Origin of the sequence: Bradyrhizobium erythrophlei (assembly GCF_042430365.1) — a bacterium.
In the GTDB taxonomy this organism is placed as follows: Bacteria; Pseudomonadota; Alphaproteobacteria; order Rhizobiales; family Xanthobacteraceae; genus Bradyrhizobium; species Bradyrhizobium erythrophlei.
The window spans coordinates 40253-64777 of the sequence record NZ_JBHMET010000257.1 but is presented as its reverse complement, the minus strand read 5'-3'; the positions used below and the strand labels follow the sequence as shown (position 1 = coordinate 64777).

Annotated in this window: 18 protein-coding genes and 1 pseudogene; 7 read left to right on the top strand and 12 right to left on the bottom strand. The window is 66.1% G+C overall.

Annotation, left to right across the window (positions count from 1 at the left end):
- Positions 1-6 precede the first annotated feature (6 nt).
- Complete coding sequence (locus ACFFWD_RS39405; protein ID WP_376974782.1) at positions 7-336, bottom strand: hypothetical protein; 330 nt, start codon at positions 334-336, stop codon at positions 7-9.
- Positions 337-623: 287 nt separating this feature from the next.
- On the opposite strand from ACFFWD_RS39405, the gene ACFFWD_RS39400 reads away from it, so the two are divergent.
- Positions 624-1400 (top strand): L,D-transpeptidase, encoded by a 777-nt coding sequence (locus ACFFWD_RS39400; RefSeq protein WP_376974781.1) that lies wholly within the window; start codon positions 624-626, stop codon positions 1398-1400.
- A gap of 20 nt (positions 1401-1420) precedes the next feature.
- Here the strand turns inward: ACFFWD_RS39400 and ACFFWD_RS39395 are convergent, their stop codons facing one another.
- Complete coding sequence (locus ACFFWD_RS39395) at positions 1421-2704, bottom strand: hypothetical protein (RefSeq protein WP_376974780.1); 1284 nt, start codon at positions 2702-2704, stop codon at positions 1421-1423.
- Positions 2705-2961: 257 nt separating this feature from the next.
- On the opposite strand from ACFFWD_RS39395, the gene ACFFWD_RS39390 reads away from it, so the two are divergent.
- On the top strand, positions 2962-3801 hold the full coding sequence (locus ACFFWD_RS39390) for an alpha/beta fold hydrolase (RefSeq protein ID WP_376974779.1): 840 nt from the start codon (positions 2962-2964) through the stop codon (positions 3799-3801).
- Positions 3802-3825: 24 nt separating this feature from the next.
- On the opposite strand, the gene ACFFWD_RS39385 is transcribed toward ACFFWD_RS39390, so the two are convergent.
- Positions 3826-6090: a fused MFS/spermidine synthase gene (locus tag ACFFWD_RS39385; protein ID WP_376974778.1), complete on the bottom strand. Its 2265-nt coding sequence runs from the start codon at positions 6088-6090 to the stop codon at positions 3826-3828.
- Between the two features lie 260 nt (positions 6091-6350).
- On the opposite strand from ACFFWD_RS39385, the gene ACFFWD_RS39380 reads away from it, so the two are divergent.
- The 3 genes from ACFFWD_RS39380 (at position 6351) to ACFFWD_RS39370 (ending at position 9668) form a co-directional block, all read left to right on the top strand.
- A complete protein-coding gene (locus ACFFWD_RS39380; protein ID WP_376974777.1) occupies positions 6351-7952 on the top strand; it encodes a phytoene desaturase family protein in 1602 nt (533 codons plus the stop codon).
- Positions 7953-8280: 328 nt separating this feature from the next.
- A complete protein-coding gene (locus tag ACFFWD_RS39375; RefSeq protein ID WP_376974776.1) occupies positions 8281-9165 on the top strand; it encodes a 50S ribosomal protein L11 methyltransferase in 885 nt (294 codons plus the stop codon).
- Complete coding sequence (locus ACFFWD_RS39370) at positions 9162-9668, top strand: hypothetical protein (RefSeq protein ID WP_376974775.1); 507 nt, start codon at positions 9162-9164, stop codon at positions 9666-9668. Before ACFFWD_RS39375 ends, ACFFWD_RS39370 begins: the two co-directional genes overlap by 4 nt.
- Before the next feature lie 119 nt (positions 9669-9787).
- On the opposite strand, the gene ACFFWD_RS39365 is transcribed toward ACFFWD_RS39370, so the two are convergent.
- Complete coding sequence (locus ACFFWD_RS39365) at positions 9788-9970, bottom strand: hypothetical protein (RefSeq protein ID WP_376974774.1); 183 nt, start codon at positions 9968-9970, stop codon at positions 9788-9790.
- 242 nt (positions 9971-10212) lie between these two features.
- On the opposite strand from ACFFWD_RS39365, the gene ACFFWD_RS39360 reads away from it, so the two are divergent.
- Both ACFFWD_RS39360 and ACFFWD_RS39355 read left to right on the top strand, forming a co-directional pair.
- Positions 10213-12042, top strand: coding sequence for an aminopeptidase P family protein (locus ACFFWD_RS39360; RefSeq protein WP_376974773.1), 1830 nt, complete (start codon positions 10213-10215; stop codon positions 12040-12042).
- Between the two features lie 273 nt (positions 12043-12315).
- Positions 12316-13593 carry a multidrug effflux MFS transporter gene (locus ACFFWD_RS39355; protein ID WP_376974772.1) on the top strand — a complete coding sequence of 426 codons (1278 nt, stop codon included), beginning with the start codon at positions 12316-12318 and terminating at the stop codon, positions 13591-13593.
- 118 nt (positions 13594-13711) lie between these two features.
- On the opposite strand, the gene ligA is transcribed toward ACFFWD_RS39355, so the two are convergent.
- The 8 genes and pseudogenes from ligA to ACFFWD_RS39315 all read right to left on the bottom strand — a co-directional run.
- Positions 13712-15859: an NAD-dependent DNA ligase LigA gene (gene ligA, locus ACFFWD_RS39350; RefSeq protein WP_376974771.1), complete on the bottom strand. Its 2148-nt coding sequence runs from the start codon at positions 15857-15859 to the stop codon at positions 13712-13714.
- Between the two features lie 15 nt (positions 15860-15874).
- Positions 15875-17548 carry a DNA repair protein RecN gene (gene recN / locus ACFFWD_RS39345; RefSeq protein ID WP_376974770.1) on the bottom strand — a complete coding sequence of 558 codons (1674 nt, stop codon included), beginning with the start codon at positions 17546-17548 and terminating at the stop codon, positions 15875-15877.
- A gap of 13 nt (positions 17549-17561) precedes the next feature.
- The gene (locus tag ACFFWD_RS39340) at positions 17562-18455 is read right to left on the bottom strand and encodes an outer membrane protein assembly factor BamD (RefSeq protein WP_376974801.1); all 894 of its coding nucleotides are present in this window, start codon (positions 18453-18455) and stop codon (positions 17562-17564) included.
- Positions 18456-18716: 261 nt separating this feature from the next.
- Entirely contained in the window at positions 18717-19679 is a 963-nt protein-coding gene (lpxC, locus tag ACFFWD_RS39335; protein ID WP_376974769.1) for a UDP-3-O-acyl-N-acetylglucosamine deacetylase, read from the bottom strand.
- A 353-nt stretch (positions 19680-20032) separates the two neighbouring features.
- Positions 20033-21841 (bottom strand): cell division protein FtsZ, encoded by a 1809-nt coding sequence (ftsZ, locus tag ACFFWD_RS39330; RefSeq protein ID WP_376974768.1) that lies wholly within the window; start codon positions 21839-21841, stop codon positions 20033-20035.
- A gap of 87 nt (positions 21842-21928) precedes the next feature.
- On the bottom strand, positions 21929-23245 hold the full coding sequence (gene ftsA, locus ACFFWD_RS39325) for a cell division protein FtsA (protein WP_376974767.1): 1317 nt from the start codon (positions 23243-23245) through the stop codon (positions 21929-21931).
- The gene (locus ACFFWD_RS39320; protein ID WP_376974766.1) at positions 23242-24234 is read right to left on the bottom strand and encodes a cell division protein FtsQ/DivIB; all 993 of its coding nucleotides are present in this window, start codon (positions 24232-24234) and stop codon (positions 23242-23244) included. Before ACFFWD_RS39320 ends, ftsA begins: the two co-directional genes overlap by 4 nt.
- Positions 24174-24499 (bottom strand): annotated as a pseudogene (locus tag ACFFWD_RS39315) (D-alanine--D-alanine ligase); the annotation flags it as partial. The gene ACFFWD_RS39320 and the pseudogene ACFFWD_RS39315, both read right to left, overlap by 61 nt.
- Positions 24500-24525: the final 26 nt, after the last annotated feature.

Sequence of the window (24525 nt, the reverse complement as noted above, 5' to 3'; positions counted from 1 at the left end):
TCTACCTCAATAGCAGCGGAAGTGGCCGTGCCGGTTGTAATAACCGCGGCAGCGGTGGCCGCGATGCCAGCCGCGATCCGGAATGCCGAACACGCCCTTGACGGCCCCCATCGCGCCGCCGACGCCGGCGCCCACGGCGCCTCCGACCACGCCGCCGACGGGGCCTGCGATCCGGTTACCTTCGTGGGCCCCCTCTTGCGCCCCGCGGACGATGCCCTGGGCATGGCCGGCATGCGGGATCGCAAGCAGCGCGAGGATGAGCGCTGCGGCGGCAAGCAGCAGCCGCACCGGCAGGCCGGCCGCGACGGTCGCAGTCTTAACCTTGGTTTTGTTCATCTTGATTCCTTAAAACACGACGCATCGGCATCGCCGGGCGGGACTCTGAAACGCCGCTGCGGCCAAATCGTTGCGTGACCGTGACCAATTCGAGTCGCACTGTCGCGGGCCGCTCGCGAAAATGTCAGCGCACGCCGCGATTGCGCACACCGACGCCTTGTTTGTGCCGCGCCTCACATTGACGTTGGAGATGCGCGCCACTGGAACTCGAGCCCAATTCCGGGCATAGTGAGTGCCGGGGACGGAGAACCACGGCGCTGCAATCGGGCCTGGAGGGCCAAAGTTAAATGCGTACGTTCCTCATTGCGTTCACCGCCCTGACACTGGCCACTGCAAGTGCCGCGCAGGCCAAGATTGCCATCACCGTCGACAAGGACAACCAGGAGATGACCGTCGCAGTCGACGGCGTCGAGCGTTACCACTGGCCGGTCTCGACAGGCATTCCCTCTTACGAGACGCCGAACGGCTCATTCCGCACGTTCCGGATGGAAGAGGACCATTACTCCAAGGAATTCGACGACGCGCCGATGCCGCACTCGATCTTCTTCACCAAGATCGGCCATGCGATCCACGGCACCGATTCCGTGAACAGGCTCGGCAGTCCGGCCTCGCATGGTTGCGTGCGGCTGTCGCGCGCCAATGCATCGACGCTGTACGCGCTGGTGCAGGAGCAGGGCGTGCTCAACACCACGGTGACGCTGACCGGTTCGTCGCAGGTCGCGCTGGCCCGCAATCCGCGTTCGCGCAACGGCACGGCGATGGCCCGCCGCGCGCCGCAGCAGTATGACCAGCAGAATGATGTCGCCGGCGATCCTGTCGTGTTGACGCCGCAGCCGCGTGAATACCCCGCTCAGGCGCGCGCCGACGACGGCTACATCTATCCGGCCGACGGCAGCGCGACCGACCAGCGCTATCCGGCGCCGCGCACCAGCCGTCGCGTTTACGGTGCGCAGAGCTATGGTCAGCAGCAATACGGCAATCAGGGGTACTACCCGGCGCCACAGGGCTACTACTATCAGCCGCGCCAGTATTACGGGCAGCAGCCCGGCTATTACCAGAACTAGCTGAATCGCGGGGCGCGCGCCTATCTGAACGCGCCCTCGCCGCGCTCGGAGATCTTGCGGACGGCATCGACGAAGGCGCGCGCCACCGGCTCGAGGATATCGGGACCGGTCGCGCCGGGATCGTCGGCCGGCGTATGAAAGGTGCGATGGCGGCCCGCGAGCCCGAGGAAGTTCGGGTAGCCGGCCGTGTGCACGTCGCGTAATTCCCCAACCGCCTGCTTCTCCGCGACCATCCGCCTGGCCTCGATCCCCGCCAATGCCTCGCCGGCGAGCGACACAGCCGAAGCAGAGACGACGAGCACGCGCTCGCCGTCGGCGCGGTCGGCGCGCACCGGCCCCTGCGCGCCTGCCGAAACCGCGTAGCAGGCGTTCGACGAGCCGAAATGCACCCAGGCCAGGGTGTCCTGTGGTGACGGCGCGCCGTGCTTCAGGAACAATTCCATGCCGCCGTGCCCGATCTCGTGGCCGACGGTCGCAACGAAGGTGAAATTGCCGCGCCATTTCTCGGCTGCGGCGGTGCGGGCCAGCGCCAGGAAGTTGGCAATTCCCGGCCCGCGCTCGCAGGCGCAGCCGTACCAGCCCGTCAGCGGCGTCGAGACCACGATCGACGGCCCGGCGCCATCACCCAGACGGGCGACAACGTTACGGCCGGCAACATTGGTGTCGTAATGCCCGCTGACATCGAACGTGACAGGCGCGCCGGATGCAGCCGCGGGCTCGAACACGCCCCTGTCCTTGCCGGCTGCGACCATCACCGGCACCGGCCAGGGCTTGTCCTCCTGGGTCACGTTGTAGGCGAAGCGGTCGTCGGCAGGATTGCCGATCACGAGCAGGATCGCCGCCGGGCCTCGTGCCGCGGCCTGCGCGATCGCTGCGCGGTGGACGGCGCCGAGGTATGCGCCGCGGTCAAACGGAAGTTCGATCCAGAGGATCTTGCCGGCAACGTCGCCGTCGCGAACCAGCGGCGCAGTCAGACGAAACGAAGCCTTGTCCTCCGGAGGCCACCAGAACGGCGTGGCCTCGACCGAGCTGCCGCCGGCCTCCGCGCTTGCACGCTCGACGACATATTGCCGGCCAAGCAGGACGCGCTGAAACTCGACACGAAGGCCCGCGGCCTGCAATTCGTCCGCGATCCAGTCGGTGGTCGCACGATCGCCGGGCGAGCCAAACCGGTGCAGGCCGAAGGAGGCGTATCGCGCCACGTCCGCGTAGAGGTTGGGACCTGAAAGGAAGTCTTCGGCAGCAGCAGAATGATCGAGCATCAGGATCGCCACCATTGCCATGAACACACGCCATCCCGGCATCCGATATCCTCCCGGCGGTGATCGTCTTGTCACGTCTCAGACACCTCCATTATCACCGATTTTGCAACCCGTTCACCTGCTTGTGACCGCTTCGCGCCGTTGCCGCGTTCGGGCGCCGCGACCTGTCATCCGATTGTAAAAATCGCCCTCGATATTCCCCCCGACCGCGCCCGCTCGGCCTTTCGGAGGCATTTTCGCGGAGCACCGGACCATATCCGAGCCAGAGCTCGTCACGCTTCGCAAATATCGGAGTTCACATGAAACGCGGCATCGTTGTGCTTTGCCTGTGCGCCGTGGCGATCGCCGCCTATGTCACGACGGACAAATGGGCGATCCGTCACGCGACGCTGGCCTTCCATGACATCCTGCGCGAAGATCGCGACGTCACCATCGAAATCGCCGTCCGCCGCGATCGGGAGATGCAGGCGATGGCCGAGATGATCGAGCTGCCGGTCGCGGTGCTGAGCCATGGCAACACGGTCAAACACACCGAATACTCCTTCCTCTCGAACATTTTCGCGGCCCGCGGCTACCTCGTCATCAGCATCCAGCATGACCTCGAAACCGATGCTCCGATGGTGACCAAGGTCGGCGAGGAATATGTCGGCCGCCGCATGCAATACAATCGCGGCGCGTTCAACATCATGTTCGCGCTCGACGAGATCAAGAAGACCTACCCGAACGCAGATTATCGTCACCTGACCCTGATCGGCCATTCCAACGGTGGCGACATCTCGATGTTCTTTGCCAGGCAGCATCCCGACCTGGTCAAGAAGGTCGTGACGCTCGACAATCTGCGCGTTCCCTTCATCACCGACGGCAAGATCAAGATCCTGTCGATCCGCTCGAAGGACCCCCATTTCAAGGCGGATCCCGGCGTCGTCCCTGATGACGCGACCCTGAACAAGGCCGGCATCAAGGTGGTCAGGACCGAGTTTCAGCACAACGACCTCAGCGACCGCGGCCCGGATCAGGTCAAGTCGTCGATTCAGGCGACGGTGCAGCAATTCCTCGACGAGGACGATCCGCCGACAATTCCGCTGCTCGCAGCGGCGGCGCCGAACCGGGCCAATGCAGCGGCGGACGACAAGAAATAGCGTTTCGCTCGAAAGCGCTCTGCCCTATTGCTCGCCGTCAAGTAAGCGTCGGAAGACCGCGCCCAGCACGTTGGAATAATCGTCGGTCCACACCCGCTGCTTCTCGTCGGCCTCGGTCTCGGTCCACACCTCGGACGAAGCGAGCTTGCCGACGTCGGCCTCCTCGCGCGCCGAGACCACCACCGAGGTCGAGAAGATGTATTCGTTGTCGCGTCCGGAATCCTCGCTGTAGACCCAGCTCTTCATGTCGTTGGCGTCCGCAATGCCGACCACGACGCTGGCGAGCTCGAGATGCCGGTTGGAGACGTGCATCACCACCGCGCCCTGCGGCGCCAGCTTCTGCTTGTAGATCGCCATCGCCTCCTCGGTCGCGAGGTGGATCGGGATCGCGTCCGACGAATAGGCGTCGACGATGATGAGATCGTAGATGCCGTCCGCCTCCTTGGCGAAGGTCAGCCGCGCGTCGCCGATGACCGGCTTGAGGTCTGGCTCGCAACTCTGGATGTAGGTGAAATATTTGGGGTCGCGCGCGGTATCGATCATGGTCTGGTCGATCTCGAAGAACTTCCAGTCCTCGCCCGGCGCCGACGCGCAGGTCAACGTGCCCGAGCCAAGGCCGATCACGGCCACCTTCAGCGGCGCCGCTTTCCGTTCGCGCATCGCCGTGATCGCTCGCCCGATGCCGCCGTCCTTGTGATAGTAGGTGATCGGCTCGGGCCGGCCGGCGGCCGGCGTGCCGTCGTCGTTCTTGAACTTCTCGGCGCCGTGGATCGTGGTGCCGTGCATCAGCACATGATACTGCCCGTTCGCCGTCACCACGATCTTGTGCACGCCGAAGAAGCTGCGCACAGTTTCAACGCGGCCGTCGTCCGAGGGATAGGCGCGCAAGAGCACCAGCGCGACGACGACGGTGGCGAAGATCTTCCAGCGGTTGGCATTCAGCGCGAGCGCGAGGAGCGCCGAGAGCACGCCGACCGCGCCGATCACCCAGACCCGGTGGTCGTCGAGCCAGTTGAAGGTGTCGCCGGCCGAATAGGACGGCGCGATCAGCGCGACCGCGAGCGCGGCGAGGAACGGCCAGTACCAGCCGCTCCAGCGCGGCAGCCGTTCGGCGCCGCCGGGCGGGCGGCACAGCGCCGCCAATGCCAGCAGGATCGGATATTCGGCGACCCAGGAGAAGGTGAACGGCGCGATCAGGCCGGCGAACAGACCGCCGACCATGCCGCCGAACGACAGCGCGACATAGAAGCCGGTGAGATATTTCGCCGCCGGGCGCGTCCGTGCCAATTCGCCGTGGCAGGCCATCGCGATGATGAAGAAGCAGAGCTGATGGCCGCCGAGCGTCAGCAGCAGGTTCTGCTCGCCGCCGACCGCAAGCAGGATGACGACGCCGGCGATGGCGAGCGGCTGCGCCAGCAGCATCCATTTGTGCGGCAATAGCGGCCGCGACTGGAACACCAGCACCCAGGTCAACAGATACAGCGAGAGCGGCAGCACCCAGAGCAAGGGTGCGGCGGCGACGTCGGTCGAGATATGCGCGGTCACTGCGATCAGGAGCCCCGACGGCACCGCGGCGAGGAAGATCCAGCGGGCGCGCGTGAGCCAAGACGGTGCCGGCACATTGGCATCGTCGGCCGGCAGGTCGAGCGCGGCCACCTTCGCCGGGGCGCGCAGCAGCAGCGCGCCGCAGCCCGCGATCAAGACGATCAGGAGGCCATAGAGGCCGGTCCAGATCAGGTTCTGGGTGCGCAGCGTGAACATCGGCTCGAGCAGCACCGGATAGGACAACAGCGCAAGGAAGCTGCCGATATTCGAGGACGCGTACAGGAAATACGGATCGGGGCCGTTGGGATGGCCAGTGCGCACGAACCAGGCCTGCAGCAGCGGGTTGTTGGCCGCGAGCGCGAAGAACGGCAGCCCGATCGACACCGCGAACAGACCGAGCAGCCAGAACGCATAGCCCGAGGTCGGCGGCTCGCCCCAGCCGTCGCGGATCGACAACGGCAGCGTCAGGAACGCCACGACGAGCAGCACGAGATGCACCGCCACCGGAACCAGGCGGCTCTTCGATTTCATCAGCACATGCGCGTAGGCGTAGCCCGCGAGCAGGAGCGACTGGAAGAACACCATCGCCACCGACCACACCGCCGGCGAGCCGCCGAGCCGCGGCAGCACCATCTTGGTGAACAGCGGCTGCACCGAGAACAGGAGCAGCGCGCTGACGAAGATCGCAGCGGTGTAGACAACCAGCACCAGCCGGTTTCGCGAGGCGGACGGCTCAGAATTCATGAAGGCTCCGGCATGGACCCGGCGGGCGCCGGAGGCGGCTGGTCCGGCGGCACCGCACCGGAGGGTTTGAGTTGAGCATATGGCAACATCACGGGCAAGAAACCGCCCTCACACAGACTTGACGTCGCGCCGATACGGCGCGACAGCACGCCAGATCTATTGTCTCGAGCATGATCCCATCGGAAAACCGGATTCCACTTTGCGCTAACGCGGCCCTCCGGGTCCGGGTCATGCTCTAATCACTCCTTCTTGAAGCGGACATGAACGAAACGGACGTCGTCATCATCGGTGCGGGGCACAATGGCCTCACCTGCGCAGCCTATCTCGCGATGGCGGGGCTGCGGGTCCGCGTCGTGGAGCGCCGCAAGGTGGTCGGCGGCGCCGCGGTCACCGAGGAGTTCTGCCCGGGCTTCCGCAATTCGGTTGCCTCCTACACGGTGAGCCTGCTCAACCCGCAGGTCGTCGCGGACCTGAAGCTCGCCGATCACGGCCTCAGAATCGTCGAGCGCCGCGCCCAGAACTTCCTTCCCGCGCCCGACGGCAGCTATCTCCTCACCGGCGAGGGCCGCACCAGAGCGTCCGTCGCCAAACTCAGCCAGCGCGATGCCGTCGAAATCGACGCCTTCTCGCAGGAGCTCGAAGCCATTGCCGATGTCCTGCGCCAGCTTGTGCTCCGCTCGCCGCCAAATGTCGTCGAAGGATTTGGCGTCGGCGCCGTGAGCGAGGCCTTCAACGCGCTCGGTACCGCCAACATCCTGCGGCGGCTGTCGCTCGAGCAGCAGCGCAACCTGCTCGATCTGTTCACGCGCTCGGCCGGCGAGATGCTCGACGAGCGCTTCGAGAGCGACCTCGTCAAGGCGCTGTTCGGCTTCGATGCCATCGTCGGCAACTACGCGAGCCCCTACGCCGCGGGCTCGGCCTATGTGATGCTGCATCACGCCTTCGGCGAGGTGAACGGCAAGAAGGGCGTCTGGGGCCATGCGATCGGCGGCATGGGCGCGATCACGCAGGCGATGGCAAAGGCCGCGCGCGGTCACGGCGCCGAGATCGAGATCGACGCCGGCGTGCGCGAGGTGATCGTCGAGAACGGTCGCGCTACTGGTGTCGTCCTCGACAATGGCGAGACGATCCGCGCCAAATATGTCGCCTCGAACGTCAATCCAAAACTGCTCTACACGCACCTGGTGCCGCAGGGTGCGCTGGCGCCGGAGTTCCTCGCCCGCATCTCGCGCTGGCGCAATGGCTCGGGCACGTTCCGGATGAACGTCGCGCTCTCTGCCCTGCCCTCGTTCACGGCACTGCCCGGGAGCGGCGATCACTTGACCGCGGGCATCATCATTGCGCCGAGCCTCGGCTACATGGATCGCGCCTTCCGCGACGCGCAGGATTTCGGCTGGAGCCGCGACCCCGTGGTCGAGGTCCTGATCCCCTCGACGCTCGACGATTCCTTAAGCCCGCCCGGCCAGCACGTCGCCAGCCTGTTCTGCCAGCACGTCGCGCCGCAATTGCCCGACGGCAAATCCTGGGACGATCACCGCGAGGAGGTCGCCGACCTCATGATCGCGACCGTCGACCGCTACGCGCCCGGCTTCGCGTCAAGCGTGATCGGCCGCCAGGTCCTGTCGCCGCTCGACCTCGAGCGGCAGTTCGGCCTGCTCGGCGGCGATATTTTCCACGGCGCGCTGACGCTGAACCAGTTGTTCTCGGCGCGCCCGATGCTCGGCCATGCCGATTACCGCGGCCCGCTGAAGGGGCTCTACCATTGCGGCTCCGGCGCCCATCCCGGCGGCGGCGTCACCGGCGCGCCCGGCCACAATGCCGCGCGGGCCATTCTGGCCGACCACCGCGCGCTGTTTTCCTGAGAACGACGGCCGCCCGCGCCCTCGCCGGTGGACAGCCTTGTGAACAACCGGTGGATAGCGCCTGCACAATCATCCCGCCGCACGCCGGAACAGCCGGTTGAGAGGCGGTGGAAAGCCTGTGGAAGGGCCACCTCATATTCGGGGACCAAGCCGCTGCTGCCCTGTTGATGGCCCCCAGGGCACCCTGTGGACATCCTCTCTTCCAGTTCCGGTTACGTAATAGTACGGCAACATCTAAGGTTGTTTTTGCAGGCGACGCCTCAATTCTCGCGAAAATCGAATGAAATCAAAGTTGAAGTTTTAGCAAAAACTGCGCTACCGCCATCCGATGACCCCATCCACGCATCGCGCCAGCGTCACGCTGCCAGACGAAACAACCGCAAAACGTGCCGTCGACGCGCTTTCCGAGGCGTTTTTCGAGGATGAAGCGGCCTTTGCGGCATTCGAGCGGCCGGACGGCCGCTGGGATGTCACCGTCCATTTCGCCGCCGCGCCCGACCAGGCCCTGCTGCGCGAGCTCGTCGGCCAGGCTGTGGGACCAGATGCCGCAGCCGCGATGGCTTTCGACACGATCGAGGCCAAGGATTGGGTCAAGGCCAGCCTGGAGGACCTGATCCCCGTCCCCGCCGGCCGTTTTGTCGTCCACGGCCAGCACGACCGGCAACGGATACCGCCGAACAAGCTCGGCATCGAGATCGAGGCGGCGCTCGCCTTCGGCACCGGCCATCACGGCACCACGCGCGGCTGCCTGCTGCTGCTCGACCATGTGCTGAAGTCACGCCAGCCGCGCCGCGTGCTTGACCTCGGCACCGGGACCGGCGTGCTGGCGATCGCCGCCGCCAAGGCGCGGCACGGCAGGGTGCTGGCGAGCGACATCGACGCGCCCTCGGTGCGCGTCGCCGAGGAGAATGCGCAACTGAACGTATCAGGGCATCTGGTGGACGTGATCCGCGCCACCGGCTTCGCGGCACCGCAGTTTGCCACGCAAGGGCCGTTCGACCTCGTGCTCGCCAATATCCTCGCCAATCCGCTGCGGCAGCTCGCCGGGCCGATGGCGCTGCACCTCGCCCCCGCTGGCCGCGTGATCCTCTCCGGCCTGTTGACCCACCAGGCGCCATCAGTCATCGCCGCCTATCGTGCCCGCGGGCTGGTGCCGCTGCGCCACCTGCGCATCGACGGCTGGAGCAGCCTCCTGCTGCGCGCGGTGAAATGACCACCGCCGGCAGACAGTGCGGCGACTGCACGCTGTGCTGCAAGGTCATGGCGATCGAGGAATTGGCCAAGTCCGCCAACGCGTGGTGCCCGCACTGCAAGCCCGGGCGCGGATGCCAGATTTACACGAACCGGCCGGCGGAATGCCGGTCCTTCGCCTGCGGCTGGCTCGTCAATGAGCTGCTGGACGAGCAGTGGAAGCCGAGCAGGTCCAAGCTGGTCCTGACGACGTCGGACGACGGCCTCGAGGTCAGATGCGACCCCGGCTTCCCCGACGCCTGGCGCAAGGCCCCCTTCCGCAGCGAAATACGGGAATGGGCCGTGTCCGGCGAGCCGCTCGACATGACCGTCGTCATCATCGTCGGTCAGCGCATGACGCTGGTGACGCCGGATCGCGAATTCGACCTCGGCGTCGTTGGCCCCGACGAACGGATCGTGCGGGAGCTCGAAGGCACCAAGGTCGTCAATGCCACGGTTGCGAAGGCGCCCGACCTCGGGCAGTGACCGCGATCCCCTGGAGCGTTTTCGAGCGAAGTGGGTACCGGTTCGCGTGAAGAAAACGCGTCAAAACAAGAATCCAGAGCTTCGGTTCTGATTCAATCAGAACCGAAAATGCTCTCGGCCTATTTGGGTGCGGGATCCCGATGAACGATCACGCCCTTGTCGTCCTTCTGCGCGCGCTTGACGCGCGCTTCGACGAAGCGGTCCAGGATCTGGACGATGACACCACGCTGCTTCTGTTCGATGGGGGCGATCGGACCGCGGCGGACCGGCGGTGAAATCTTCTCAAAACTGACAGCAGGCATGGTGCATCTCCTCGCCGTTGAGTTGAGCCACTCCTGGACACTCCCCATACGCCTCTGACGAACGGCTTGCCGTGAAATCCGTTCCGTCTTTTGTTGACGCCAAGATTCAAGCATAAGCTATGCCAAACCATGCCGGTGCCGGCCGCATTGCGGACGTGTTCACCCGACAGGGGCATAATCCGGAAAAATGGGAACCGGTTTTCCGAAAAGGCTATGCTCAATCAAGAGAGAGTGCGAAGGCGATGTTCGAAGCCCACTTCCAGACATTCGAGGAGCCCGAAAGCGGCGTGGCGCTGGCCGCCCGGCTGAGCGCCTTCCGCGAGGAGCTCGTACGGCGCAAGCTCACCGGATTCGTGATTCCGCGCGCCGATCAGCAGCAGAACGAGTATGTCGCCCCGTCGGAAGAGCGGCTGGCCTGGCTGGCCGGCTTCACCGGATCGGCCGGACTGGCGATCGTGTTGCCGAAGCAGGCCGCGATCTTCGTCGACGGCCGTTACACCCTGCAGGCCGGCAAGCAGGTCGACCGCAAGGCCTGGGAGGTCGAGCCGCTGGCCGATCCGCCGCCGGAGCATTGGCTGACGCGGCACCTTTCGGCCGGCGACCGCCTCGGATTTGACCCGTGGCTGCACACTTCTGCGGCAGCGGAGCGGCTGGCGGCGGCGTGCAGCAAGGCCGGGGCGGAGCTGATCGCGGTCGACAGCAACCCGGTCGATTCGGTCTGGACCGAGCGGCCGGCAGCGCCGCTCGGCCCGGTCTCGATCCACGGCGCGCAATTCGCCGGCGAGATCGAGGCCGAAAAGCTCAAGCGCATCCGGCTCGAGATCAACAAGCTCGGCGTCGATGCGCTGGTTCTGTCGGACAGCCACGCCGTGGCCTGGACCTTCAACATCCGCGGCGCCGATGTCTCGCATACGCCGCTACCGCTGTCCTACGCGCTGGTGCCGAAGGAAGGCCGACCGCTGGTGTTCATCGACCACCGCAAGCTGTCCAACGCGACGCGGGACCATCTCGAGCAGTCCGCCGATGTCGAGGAGCCGGCGGCCCTGACGCCAAAGCTCACCGAGCTTGTCAAGCGCGGCGCGTCGATCGCGCTCGACGCCGCGACCGCGGCCGATGCGCTGAGCCGCCTGATCACCCGCGCCGGCGGCAAGCCGGTGCGCGGCAGCGATCCGGTCAGCCTTTTGAAGGCGGTGAAGAACATCACCGAGATCGAGGGCACGCGCACCGCGCACCAGCGCGACGCCGTGGCGCTGACCCGCTTCCTTGCCTGGATCGATCGCGAGGCGCCGTCGGGCGGGCTCACCGAAATCGACACCGTCGAGGCGCTGGAGACGTTCCGCCGCCAGACCTGCGCGCTGAAGGACGTTTCGTTCCCGACCATCGCCGGCACCGGGCCGAACGGGGCCATCGTGCATTACCGCGTCACCCGCAAGAGCAACCGCCGGATCGAGCCCGGCGATCTCCTCTTGATCGATTCCGGCGCGCAATATGAAGACGGCACCACCGACGTCACCCGCACCATCGCGATCGGCCAGCCGACCGACGAGATGCGCGACCGCTTCACCCGCGTGCTACGCGGCCACATCGCGATCGCGCGTGCGATCTTCCCCGACGGCACCACCGGCGCGCAGCTCGACACGCTGGCACGGCAATATCTGTGGCAGTCCGGCCTCGACTTCGATCACGGCACCGGTCACGGCGTCGGCAGCTACCTCTCGGTGCATGAGGGCCCGGCCCGCATCTCGAAGCTCGGCACCGCGCCGCTGAAGCGCGGCATGATCCTGTCCAACGAGCCCGGCTACTACAAGACCGACGCCTACGGCATCCGGATCGAGAACCTCGAGCTCGTGGTCGGCATCGACATCGCCGGCGCCGAGAAGCCGGTGAACGCCTTCGAGACGTTGACACTGGCGCCGATCGATCGCCGCCTGATCGAGGTGAGCATGCTGCGCGAGGATGAGCTGAAATGGCTCAACGACTACCACGCCCGCGTCAACCGCGCGGTGCGCCCGCATCTCGACGACAACGCGACCAGGCTGTGGCTGGATGAAGCGACGGCGGTGCTGAAATAGCGGCCTTTTCGGGCCGCAATCCGCAACACGCGCACAACTGTCATCCCCCGCGCATGCGGGGGATCCAGTACGCCGCGGCCGATCCGTTCAATGACCGCTGCCTTTGGAATACTGGGTCCCCCGCTTTCGCGGAGGACGACAATTGTGTTTGTTGCGCGAGGCGAAACTCCATCGGCGCGCCTCCCGAAATCGCATGGCCGCATGCCGAAACGCGCGTATTCGGCGCGGACGGGATCGCTACAGTCCGATGTCACAACACGGAAACGGACCTGAATGCACGGCGTGATGGGCAAGCCGCCCGGCGCGGTTACGGACGGCATCGCGACATCGAAGGTCATGCTGCTGATGCTCGTCGTCATGACGGGCGTGGCGCCGATCTCGCTCTACATGCTGGTGCCGGCGCTGCCGGTGCTCGCGACCACGTTCGACCGCGACATCTCCGTCGCGCAGATGACCGTGTCGCTCTACATGGTCGGCATCGCCTGCTCGCAGCTCATCATGGGGCCGCTGTCGGATAAGTTCGGCCGCCGCCCGGTGCTGCTCGCCGGCCTCGCGCTGATGGTGATCGCGGGCGTCGGCTCGGTCTTCGCCGAGACCCTGCCGCAGCTGATCGGCGCGCGATTCTTCCAGGCGCTGGGCGGCGCCAGCGGCATGGTGATCAGCCGCGCGATCATTCGCGATCTCTATCCGCGCGAGCGTGTCGGCGCCATGATCAGCCTGGTCGTCGCCGCGCTGATGATCGCACAGATGGTGAGCCCGCTGACAGGCGGTCTGCTCGAGACCGCCTTCGGCTGGCGCGCGATCCTGTACCTGATCACCGCGGCATCGCTGACCATCACGATCTTCATTGCGCTGGCGCTGCCCGAGACCCGTCGCGACCGTGCCGACAGCTCAAGCTTTCGCGGCGATCTCAGCAAGCTGATGAGGAGCCGCGCCTTCGTCGGCTATCTGCTGTGCCAGGTGCTCGCGTCACAGATCATCTTCGCCTTCGCCGGCGGCGGTCCCTATATCGTGGTGACCCAGATGGGCCGCAGCAGCGCCGAATATGGCGCGTGGTTCGCGATGACGGGCTTTGGCTACTTTGTCGGCAATCTCCTGTGCGTGCGCTTCGCGCCGCGGCATTCGCTGGAGAAGCTGATCTGGTTCGGGCTCAGCTTGCAGCTCGGTGGCAGCCTGCTCAACCTGATCTGGAGCCTTGCCGGGCTGAACCAGGCGCCGCTCTGGCTGTTCGGCACCCAGATGATCGTGATGATCGCCAACGCCTTCGTGATGGCCAATTCCGCCGCCGGCGCCATCAGCGTCCGCCCCGAGGCCGCCGGCACCGCGTCAGGCGCGATGGGCTTCCTGCAGCAGGGCATCGGCGCGCTGATCTCGCAATTCGGCGCCTATCTCGGCGGCCACTCAACCACGACGCTGCCGCTGACGTCAGCGATCTTCGCGATCTCGATCGCCTGCGCCGCGGCGATGATCTTCATCGTGCCGCGGCGGACTGTGGTGGTGAGCGAGGAACTGATCGAGCAGGCGGAGGAGGAAGAACAGGGGATGATGTGATCAAAGCTTGTCATGCCCGGGCTTGTCCCGGGCATCCACGTCTTAACGGTCTCGCGGCACGAAGAGACGTAGATGGCCGGGACGAGCCCGGCCATGACGGGGGAAGAGCGAGCTTCTGCTACTCCCCGATCAGCTTCAGCCACTCGTCCTCGGTCAGCACGGTGACGCCGTGCTTCTGGGCTTCCGCAAGCTTCGAGCCGGCGCCGGGGCCCGCGACCACATAGTCGGTCTTCTTCGACACCGAGCCTGCGGCCTTGGCCCCTAACCGCTCGGCGGTGGCCTTGGCCTCGTCGCGGGTCATCTTCTCGAGCGAGCCGGTGAACACCACGGTCTTGCCGGCGACCGCCGAATTGCTCTTCGGCTTCTCGGCATCGATGATCTTTTCCAGCTCCCCGGTCAGCCGCTCGACGATGCTGCGGTTGTGCTTCTCGCCGAAATAGTCGGCGATGCTCTTGATCACGGTGTCGCCGATCTGGTCGAGCGCATCCATCTCGGCCATCGCCTCCTCGTCGCCGTTGGCGACCTTGAGACAGGCATCGTGGAAGGCGTCCCAGGAGCCATAGCCGCGGGCCAGCGCGAGCGCCGTGGTCTCGCCGACATGGCGCATGCCGAGCGCATAGATGAAGCGCTCCAGCGAGATCCTGCGGCGCTGCTCGATCGCGGCGAACAGGTTGCGCACCGAAGTCTCGCCGTAGCCTTCGATGTCCTCGAGCTTCAGCTTCGCGTTGCGCTTGGGCAGGGTGAAGATGTCGGCCGGCTCCTTGACCCATCCCGCGTCGAAGAAATACTGCAGCTGCTTCTCGCCGAGGCCGTCAATGTCGAAGGCGCGGCGGGACACGAACAGCTTCAGGTGCTCGATCTTCTGGAACGGACAGGCGAACTCGCCGCTGCAGCGGAGGCGCGAACCCTCCTCGCCTGTCGCGGTCTCCTCGCGCACCACGTCGGTGTGCAGCGGGCATGGGCATTTCTTCGGGAAGTGGAATTCCTTCGCGCCCTTCGGCCGCTTGTCGATCACGACGTCGACGACCTGAGGGATCACGTCGCCGGCGCGCTGGATCACGACGGTGTCGCCGATCCTGATGTCGCGGCCCTCGCGCAGCACCTCGCCCTTGTTGCCGATGCCCTTGATGTAATCCTCATTATGCAGCGTGACATTCTGCACGATCACGCCGCCGACGCCGACCGGTTCCAGCTTGCCGACCGGCGTGAACGAGCCGGTGCGGCCGACCTGGATCTCGATGTCGCGCAGCACGGTCATGGCGCGTTCGGCCGGGAATTTGTGCGCGATCGCCCAGCGCGGCGTGCGCGACACGAAGCCGAGCCGCTCCTGCCAGTCGATGCGATCGACCTTGTAGACGACGCCGTCGATGTCGTAGTCGAGCTCGGCGCGCTGCTCCTCGATCTTGCGATGCAAGGCGACGAGCTCGTCGACCGAATGGCACAGTTTGGTCAGCGGATTGGTCTTGAAGCCGCAGCGCTCGAACCAGTGGATCATGCCGGTCTGGGTGTCCTCCGGCATCGCGCTCATTTCGCCCCAGGCGTAGGCAAAGAAGCCGAGCGGCCGCGAGGCGGTGATGGTCGGATCCTTCTGCCGCAGCGAGCCTGCCGCCGAGTTGCGCGGATTGGCGAAGATGGTGTCGCCGGCGGCGCGCTGCCGCTCGTTCAGCGCGAGGAATGCCTTCTTGGTCATGTAGACCTCGCCGCGAACCTCGCAGATGTCGGGCACGTTGCGGCCCTTCAATTTTTGCGGCACGTCCTCGAGCGTGCGGATGTTGGCGGTGACGTCCTCACCCTCGGCGCCGTCGCCGCGAGTTGCGGCAGTGACGAGCTCGCCGCCCTCGTAGCGCAAGGACATCGAGAGCCCGTCGATCTTCGGCTCGGCGGAGAAATCGATCTTGTCGTCCGGCAGCTTCAGGAAGCGCGTGATGCGGCCGACGAAATCGACCACGTCCGCTTCGGAGAACGCGTTGTCGAGCGACAGCATCGGCACCGCATGGCGGACCTTCCTGAAGCGTCCCGACGGCGCCGCGCCAACTTTCTGCGACGGCGACTCCGAGGTGACGAATTCGGGAAAGCGCTTTTCGATCGCATTGTAGCGCTGGCGCAGCACGTCATATTCGGCATCGGTGATGCTGGGTGCATCGTCCTGGTAGTAGCGCTTGTCGTGCCCCTCGAGCTCAAGCGCCAGCCGGGTCAGCTCGACCCTGGCCTGAGGCTTGGTGAGCTTCGCGACGTCGACCAGCGGTTTCTTCGCCTTGGTGGACATGGACGACGCCGTTCTTCAAGCCGTCGCCGCGCGGAGCAGCCGTTCCGCGGCGGCCCGCGCTTCCGCGGTGATCTCGGCGCCGGCGAGCATCCGGGCGATCTCCTCGCGGCGATGGTCGGCGGCGAGCGCGTTGACGCGGGTGGCGACGCGCTTGCCCTTGTCGAGCGCGTCCTTGGAGATCAAGAGGTGCTGGCTGGCGCGGGCGGCGACCTGCGGCGCGTGGGTCACCGCCATCACCTGCACCCTGCCGGCGAGGCGGGACAACCGCGAGCCGATCGCATCCGCCACCGCGCCGCCGACGCCGGTGTCGATTTCGTCAAAGACCAGCGTCGGTGCCGAGCCGCGATCGGCCAGCACCACCTTCAGCGCCAGCAGGAAGCGCGACAGCTCGCCGCCGGATGCGACCTTCATCATCGGCCCGGGTTTGGTCCCGGGATTGGTCTGGACCCAGAACTCGACGCGATCGATGCCCTGTGGGCCCGGCGAAGCCGCGTCGGTCTCGACCTGGGTCATGAACTTGGCGCGCTCGAGCTTGAGCGGCGCGAGCTCGGCATTGACAGCCTTGTTGAGCTTCTCGGCCGACTTGACCCGCGCGGCCGACAGTTTCGCCGCAGCGGCGCCATAGCGCGTGTCAGCCTCGCGCGCAGCCGCCTCCAGCTTCTTCAGCCGGTCCGCGCCGGCGTCGATCAGCGCGACGTCGTTGGCGTATTGCATGGCCAGCGCCGCGAGCAGGTCGACCGGCGTCGAATATTTGCGCGAGGCGGCGCGCAGCGCAAACAGCCGCTCCTCGATGCGCTCGAGCTCGGCCGGATCGAAATCGGTCGCGGCGAGCGCGGCATTGAGATGCTGGTCGGCCTCTTCCAGCGCGTTGATCGCGATGTCGATCGCCTTCACCGCGGGCTCGATCAGGTCGGGAGCATTGGCGGCGCGGCGCTCCAGCCGCCGCACGGCCGCCGACAGCGCCGGCACCGGCGAATGCGAGCCGCCGATCGCCTCCTGGGCCTCGCGCAGGTCGGTCGCGATCTTCTCGCCCTGCATCATCGTGGTGCGACGGTTGGCGAGTTCGGTCTCCTCGCCTTCCTTCGGCGCCAGTGTCTTCAGCTCCTGTGAGGCGTGGCGCAGGTAATCGGCCTCGCGCGCGGCGCGCTCCATGCCGGCGCGATGCTCGTCGAGCGCGGCGTTGGCGGTGCGGCGGGCGTCCCACAGCGCTTCCAGCGCCGCGACGTCCATCTCGAGGCCTGCGAAGGCGTCGAGCAACTGGCGATGGGTGGAGGCGTCGATCAGCGCGCGTTCGTCGTGCTGGCCGTGGATCTCGACCAGGACAGCACCGACCGCCTTCAGGGTCTGCACGCTGATCGCCTGGTCATTGATGAAGGCGCGGGTGCGGCCGTCGGCGAGCTGCACGCGGCGCAGGATCATCTCCCCGGTATCGTCGAGGCCGTTCTCGGCGAGGATCCGAGCCGCCGGATGGCCCTTCGGCACATCGAACATGGCGGTGACCTGCCCCTGCTCCGCGCCATGACGCACGAGGCCGGCGTCGCCGCGGCCGCCAAGCGCCAGCGCAAACGCATCGAGCAGGATGGATTTGCCCGCGCCGGTTTCGCCGGTCAGCACCGCGAGGCCACGGGAAAATTCGATATCGAGCCGTTCGATCAGGACGATGTCACGGATCGACAGACGCGCCAGCATTCGACGTAAATTCCTAGCCGAGGCCCATCTTCTTGAAGGTCCTGCTGATCCAGGAACCCTGATTCTCGCTCGGCTCGAGACCGCCGGACTTTACTAGATTATACGCGTCCTTGTACCAGCGGCTGTCAGGAAAATTGTGGCCAAGCACGGCCGCGGCGGTCTGCGCCTCGCCGTTGATGCCGATCGCCAGATAGGCCTCGGTGAGCCGGTACAGCGCCTCTTCGACGTGGCGCGTGGTCTGGTATTGCGTGACCACGGTCTTGTAGCGGTTGATCGCGGCGGTGAAGTCGCGCTTCTCCATGTAGTAGCGGCCGACCGCCATTTCCTTGCCGGCGAGCTGGTCGCGCGCGCCCTCGAGCTTGGACTTGGCGGACGTGGCGTATTCCGAGGTCGGATATTTGCGCGCCACCTCTTCCAGCGCGGCGATCGCCTTTTCGGTGCGGCCCTGGTCGCGGGAGATGTCCGGGATCTGGTCGTAGTGCGACGCTGCGATCAGGTACTGCGCGTAGGCCGCGTCCGGGCTGCCGGGATGCAGCGTGACGTAGCGGGTCGCAGCGCCAATGCAGCTGTCATAATCGCCCGCCTGGTAGAACGAATAGGCCGACATTAGCAGCGACTTGCGCGCCCAGTCCGAATAGGGATGCTGGCGGTCGACTTCCTCGAACTTCTTCGAGGCGGCCTTCGGATCCTTCTTCTGGTTCATCATGTACAAGCCCTCATTGTAGAGCTTGTCCGCGGGCTCCTCGACGAACGTGTCGTCCTTGGCCAGAAACTTGTCCCACAGCGAGCCTGTGCCGCAGCCGCTCAGCGGCAGTGCCAGCACAATCAGGCCCGCCGCAAGGCGCAGCGAGCGGGCGGCCTGTTTCAGGCCGGAGACGTCTGAAGAATTGCGTGGTTCGAGCGCCATACGTGCCGACATGAAATATAAAACCTGACGCCTGTGATGCGGTTAACGGCGACCCCCACTCCATCCATGGACCGCGTTCATGGACGCATACTTCCAGTGCCGTTGGCGCCGTACCGTGCAACCGCTGGCCTGCTTAGCCGAAAAATGGCCCTTCACCAATCGAATACGCAGCCATTTCGCCCGGATTAAGGCGACCGGGCACGCCCGTTAACGACTGTGTTGACTACGAAAATCGGCGCGAACGGCGGTCGCCGGCCGCGGTCAGGACACGTCCGGGCCGTAGGCCGGGGCAATCATGCCGCCCACCGTGCCGGCGCCGGCTTCCACATGGCCACGGGACGGCCGACGCGCGGTCTCCGATTCGACCACCCGCCAAGCGCTGCGATCGGCGAGAAGCGCCTTCAGCACCGCATTGTTGAGCTTGTGACCGCCGCGCACCGAGCGATATGCGGCAAGCAGCGGCAGGCCGGCCAGCGCGAGATCGCCAACAACGTCCAAGACCTTGTGGCGGACGCATTCGTCGGCGTAGCGCAGGCCTTCGGTGTTGAGCAGGCGGGTGTCGTCGAACACGACGGTATTGTCGAAGTTGGCGCCGAGCGCGAAACCGGCGCTCCAGAGCCGCGCCACGTCGTTCATGCAGCCGAAGGTGCGGGCACGGGCGACGTCACGGCGGAAGCCTTCTGGGGACAGGTCGAACGTGTAGCTCTGGCGGCCGATTACCGGGTTGACAAAGTCGATCTCGATCTCGGCGCGGAACCCGTTGGCGAACGGACAGAGTTCACCGAGGGATTCGCCGATCTTGACCTGCACCGGCCTCAGCACCTGGATGAAGCGGCGGACGGCGGGCTGGGTGACGATGCCGGCCTGGTCGATCGCGGCGACGAAGGCCGCGGCACTGCCGTCCATGATCGGAACTTCGGGCCCATCGATCTCGATGGTCGCATTGTCGACGCCCATGCCGCGCAGTGCGGCGAGCACATGCTCGGCGGTGGAGACCAGCGGCCCTTCGCGGTCACCCAGCACCGTCGCAAAGTCGGTTGCGATCACGGCGTCGGCGGTCGCTTGAATTTCGCGGTCGGCACCGTCGAGACCGGTGCGGACAAAAATAAAACCTGCATCAACAGGTGCAGGTCCCAGCGTGAGGCTGACAGGAAGACCAGAGTGAACACCGACGCCCGTCACGGTGGCTTGCGACCGAAGCGTTGTTTGACGGCTGAACTTCATCCGATAAATGCCCACTACCCGACTTCACTCAATTCAAGTGGCCTATTTTCCCCAAGGCCGACTCGCTTGAGCTCCCCAAGTCACGGGCAGGACCATAGTCACTGCCCCAAAGCGCGCCAACTCACGCTTCTTTACCGATTGTTACCCCATCTCTGCCGCATTGGCGCCCAAGGTTAACCAAATTGCGGCAGCGAGAGGGGCAGGTTTGGCGTCGCCATCTGACCACGCAAAGGATAATTAATCATTTAATATCAGTTGCTTGATCATCAGCCCGAGATCGGGGCGCGACCAAAAGACGAAGGCCCCGGCGGTTCCCGCCGGGGCCTTTTTGGCCACCAGAATTGTAACAAACTTCAGTTTGCCTGCCGGCGCAGGAAGGCCGGGATATCAAGATGGTCGTCGCCCTGTGGCGCCGGCGCAACAGGTGCCGGGCGCCCATGAGCGTCCAATCCTTGCGGCGCGGGGCGCTTCGCATATTCCGATACCGGCGCTTCGTTGGCCGCGATCTGCTGCGCCACGCTGCGGGCGGGCTTGCGATCGGGCAGCGGCGGCATCGCGGGCATGGCCGGATTCGAGGCGCGGGCCGCGATCGGCGGCTCGGTCTCTTCGTCGCGGCGGCCGAGGCCGACATTGGCCAGCCGCTGCAAGAGCGAGAGGCGGGTCTTCTGCGGATGTTCCTCCTCGCCGTCGCCGCGGGCCTGGCGGATCTCGGCCTGGGCCGGCATCGGCAGGTCCTCGAACTTCGGCATCCGCGGGGCGCGGACCGGCGAACGCTCGGCCGCATGCGGAATGAAGGTCTCTGGCGGCGCCGGCTCGTGCTGCTCGACCTTGGCGACGTCGTGATCCGGGAACAGCGTCGGCTTCTGGGCGATCGGACGCACGGTGACGTCACCATAGGCCGCCGGCTGCATCGGAGCCGGAACTGTATCCGGAGCCACCGCGGCGGCGATCGCGGCGAGCGCGGCGCGCTCGACATTGTTGGCGGCCGGACGCTGCTGCGGCGCCGGGGCGGCGGGAGCCGGTGCGGCAATCGGGGTGACGGTCACGCCGGTCGGCGCCTCGAGCTTCTGGGCGCGTTCGGCAAGACGCTGATTGTCGGCACGCAGGCGCGCGGTGAGATCGGCAAGCCGGCTTTCCGGCGAGCCGTTGGACGGCGCGGCGGCGGCGGCAGCACCTGCGACATTACGGGCGATCGCGGCCTGCTCGATGCCGGTTGCGACCACCGAGACGCGGATGATGCCGTCAAGCGACTCGTCGAAGGTAGCGCCGACGATGATGTTGGCGTCGGGATCGACCTCCTCGCGGATGCGGGTCGCGGCTTCGTCGACCTCGAACAGCGTGAGATCCTTGCCGCCGGTGATCGAGATCAGGAGGCCGCGGGCGCCCTTCATCGAGCTATCGTCGATCAGCGGGTTGGCGATCGCGGCTTCGGCCGCGGTCAGCGCCCGCTTCTCGCCGGTGGCCTCGCCGGTGCCCATCATCGCCTTGCCCATCTCGCGCATGACGGCGCGGACGTCGGCGAAGTCGAGGTTGATTAAACCTTCCTTGACCATCAGGTCGGTGATGCAGGCGACGCCGGAATAGAGCACCTGGTCGGCCATCGCGAAGGCGTCGGCGAAGGTGGTCTTCTCGTTGGCGACCCGGAACAGGTTCTGGTTCGGGATGATCAGGAGCGTGTCGACCACCTTGTGCAGTTCGGCGATGCCGGACTCGGCGGTGCGCATGCGGCGCTGGCCTTCGAAGTGGAACGGCTTGGTCACCACGCCGACCGTGAGGATACCCATGTCACGCGCGGCCTTGGCGATCACGGGTGCAGCGCCGGTGCCGGTACCGCCGCCCATGCCGGCGGTGACGAACACCATGTTAGCGCCAGTCAGGTGATCGCGGAGCTCGTCGATGACCTCCTGCGCGGCGGCGGCGCCGACATCGGGCTGCGAACCGGCGCCGAGACCCTGGGTGACCTGGGTGCCCATCTGGATGATGCGCTGCGCCTTCGACATGGTCAGCGCCTGCGCATCGGTGTTGGCGACGACGAAGTCGACGCCCTGCAACCCGGCGGTGATCATGTTGTTGACGGCATTGCCACCCGCGCCACCGACGCCGAAGACAGTGATCCGCGGTTTCAGCTCGCTGATGTCAGGGGGGGTCAGATTGAGTGCCATGGTTGCCTCTCGATTACGCGCGCGTGGGTTCGCCCCGGCCGGCGGCCGCGGGAGTTGGTGAAAATCGTGTGAGCCGGGTTGCGGTCATCAGAAGCCCTCGCGAAGCCATCGTCCGACCTTTCCCAGATAACCGTCAGTCCCTGTCCTGAGCTGCCGCGTGCGCCGCGGTTCGACATGTTCAAGATGAGCGTATTGCGGATAGACCAGGAGGCCCGCCGGCACCGAGAACGAGGCGCCCTTGGCCTCGTTGGGCAGCCGGCCGAAGCCGAGCGGGCGGCCGATACGGACCTGCCGGTTGAGAATGCGGGTGGCGAGTTCGACGGTGCCGGTGAGCTGGGATGCGCCGCCGCTCAACACAACGCGCGCCCTCGGCTCGGCCGCGAAGGGGGAATCCGCAAGGCGGTCCCGGACCATTTCAAAAATCTCCTCGGCGCGATGCCGGACGATGTTCGCGATCGTGGCGCGGGAAACGATCTGCGGAGACTCCCGATCATCGCCTGCAGTCGGAACAGACATCAGCTCGCGCGCATCCGAGCCGCCGGTCAGCACAGTGCCGTATAAAGTCTTGATTCGCTCGGCATCCGCAATGCATGCGCCGATGCCGCGCGCAAGATCCATCGTGATGTGTTGCCCGCCGAGCGCAAATCCCGACGCGTGCACGAAGCGTCCGCCGGAATAGGTGGCGATCGTGGTCGATCCGGCGCCCATTTCGACGACGGCGGCGCCGAGATCGGCCTCGTCGTCGGTCAGGACCGACAGGCCTGCGACATAAGGACTCGCCGCCATGGCCTCGACGTTGAGATGGCAGCGCTCGACCACCAGCATCAGGTTCTTGGCGACCGTCGCGTCCGCGGTCACCACGTTCATGTCGACGCCGAACTGGCGCGCCACCATCCCGCGGGGATCGCGGATGCCCTTGACGCCGTCGAGCGCGTAGCCGACCGGCAACGCATGCAGCACGGTGCGGCCCTCGCCGGTGGCGTGGCGCATGCCGGCCGAGGTCACGCGGCTGATATCGTCAGAGGTCACCGAGCCGCCGCGGATATCGGCGGCCGCCTCGACGAGTTGGCCATGCAGCCGGCCGCCGGACACCGACAGCAGCACGGATTCGACGCGGACCTTGGCCATGCGCTCGGCCAGCGCCACGGCATGGCGCACCGCCTTCTCGCATTCGGCAAGGTCGACCACCGCGCCGGCCTTGACGCCGCGCGACTGGATCTGGCTGTAGCCGATCAGCTCGACCGCGTGGCTGCGGCCGCGCAGCGCCTCGTTCGGCGGCGACGGCTTGAGCCGCGCGATCATGCAGGCGATCTTGCTGGAGCCGACGTCGAGCGAAGCGACGAGCGCGGTGCGCTTCTGCATCGGACGGGTCTTCGGGGTCAGGTTGCGGTCGAGGCCGGTCATGCGTCACCGGCCTTCTTCTTGGACTTCTTGTCCTTGAACAGCTCGTCGCGGGCCTTGCCGGCCTCCTCCGACAATTGCACCGACAGGCGGTCCGGCAGGCGCATGTCGACGGCGACGATGTCGCGCGAGAACAGGTGGTCCTCCTTGTCGAGCTTGGAGAGTGCAGCGAGCGCATTGCCGACGTCGTTCTCGGGCAGGCGGATGTCGAGGCCGTCCTTGAGGCGCAGGTTCCAGCGCCGCTCGCCGACGAAGATCGCGGCCTTGGTCACCGAGCGCACCTGCGGATAGCGGTCGAGCAGCGCCAGGAAATCCCTGGCACGGGTGTCGGCGCCCTTGCCCACCACCAGCGGCAGATTGAGGAAGCGGCGTGAGACATAAGGCTCGAGCACCGCGCCATCGGAGGCGATCACGGAGAGCCGGCCGTCCTGCTGCCACAGCGCGAACGCGGTGCGCTCGACGATGTCGATCTGCAGCCGGCCCGGATAGAGCTTCAGGATCGTGGCGTCGGCGATCCACGGGTTGGCCTTCAGCCGGTCGCGCACGGTTGCGGCATCGAGGAACAGCAGCGAGGAGCGGCCGTTGACGCCGCCGACCGCGAGCACCTCGTCCTGGCTCAACTGCTTGCGGCCGTTGATGGCGACCGTGGTGATGCGGAAGCCGGCGGCATTGGCGAGCGCATTGCGGGTGTCGCTCAGCGTCGTGATGAACTCGTCGACATGGCCGCCCTTGACGATGCCGAAGCCGGCGCTGCCGAGCAGGATCGCAAGCGTCGCGGCGAGACCAACGCGACGCGGCAGATAGCGCTCGACCATCAGGATGAAGCGATTGGGCGGCTCGCGGTCGATCACCGGCGGCTTGGCCGGGCGGCGATTTCGGCGGCGGGCGAGATACTCGCGCAGCAGCACGACCGCTCCAATAGCGGCTGCCTTCAGGTCAGCTTGAGGCCCCAGCGATCGCGGCGATCGGGTGAGGCGTCCTGCACCGTCCATTGCACGAGCTCGTCACATGTTGTGCCCGCAAACCTCGCGGGTCCCCGGCGCAGGTGACGGCTCGGCGATACCGGTCGGGATAGAGAGGCCCCCTGTTCCCTGGTTGCGTTCCTCGAAGCGGAAATCCGCGACAGCTCACGCCCCGGCAGCCAAGCGCTACATGCGCCGCCAGCGTTAACCTTCGGGCTTCCTGGTAAACAAAAGGTAAAGGGGGCCCGCCCAAGGCGTGTTTTAGTCAACCCTGTGAGTACTTTGCCGCGAACTCGTTAGCATTTTAGCAACAGGCCGGGT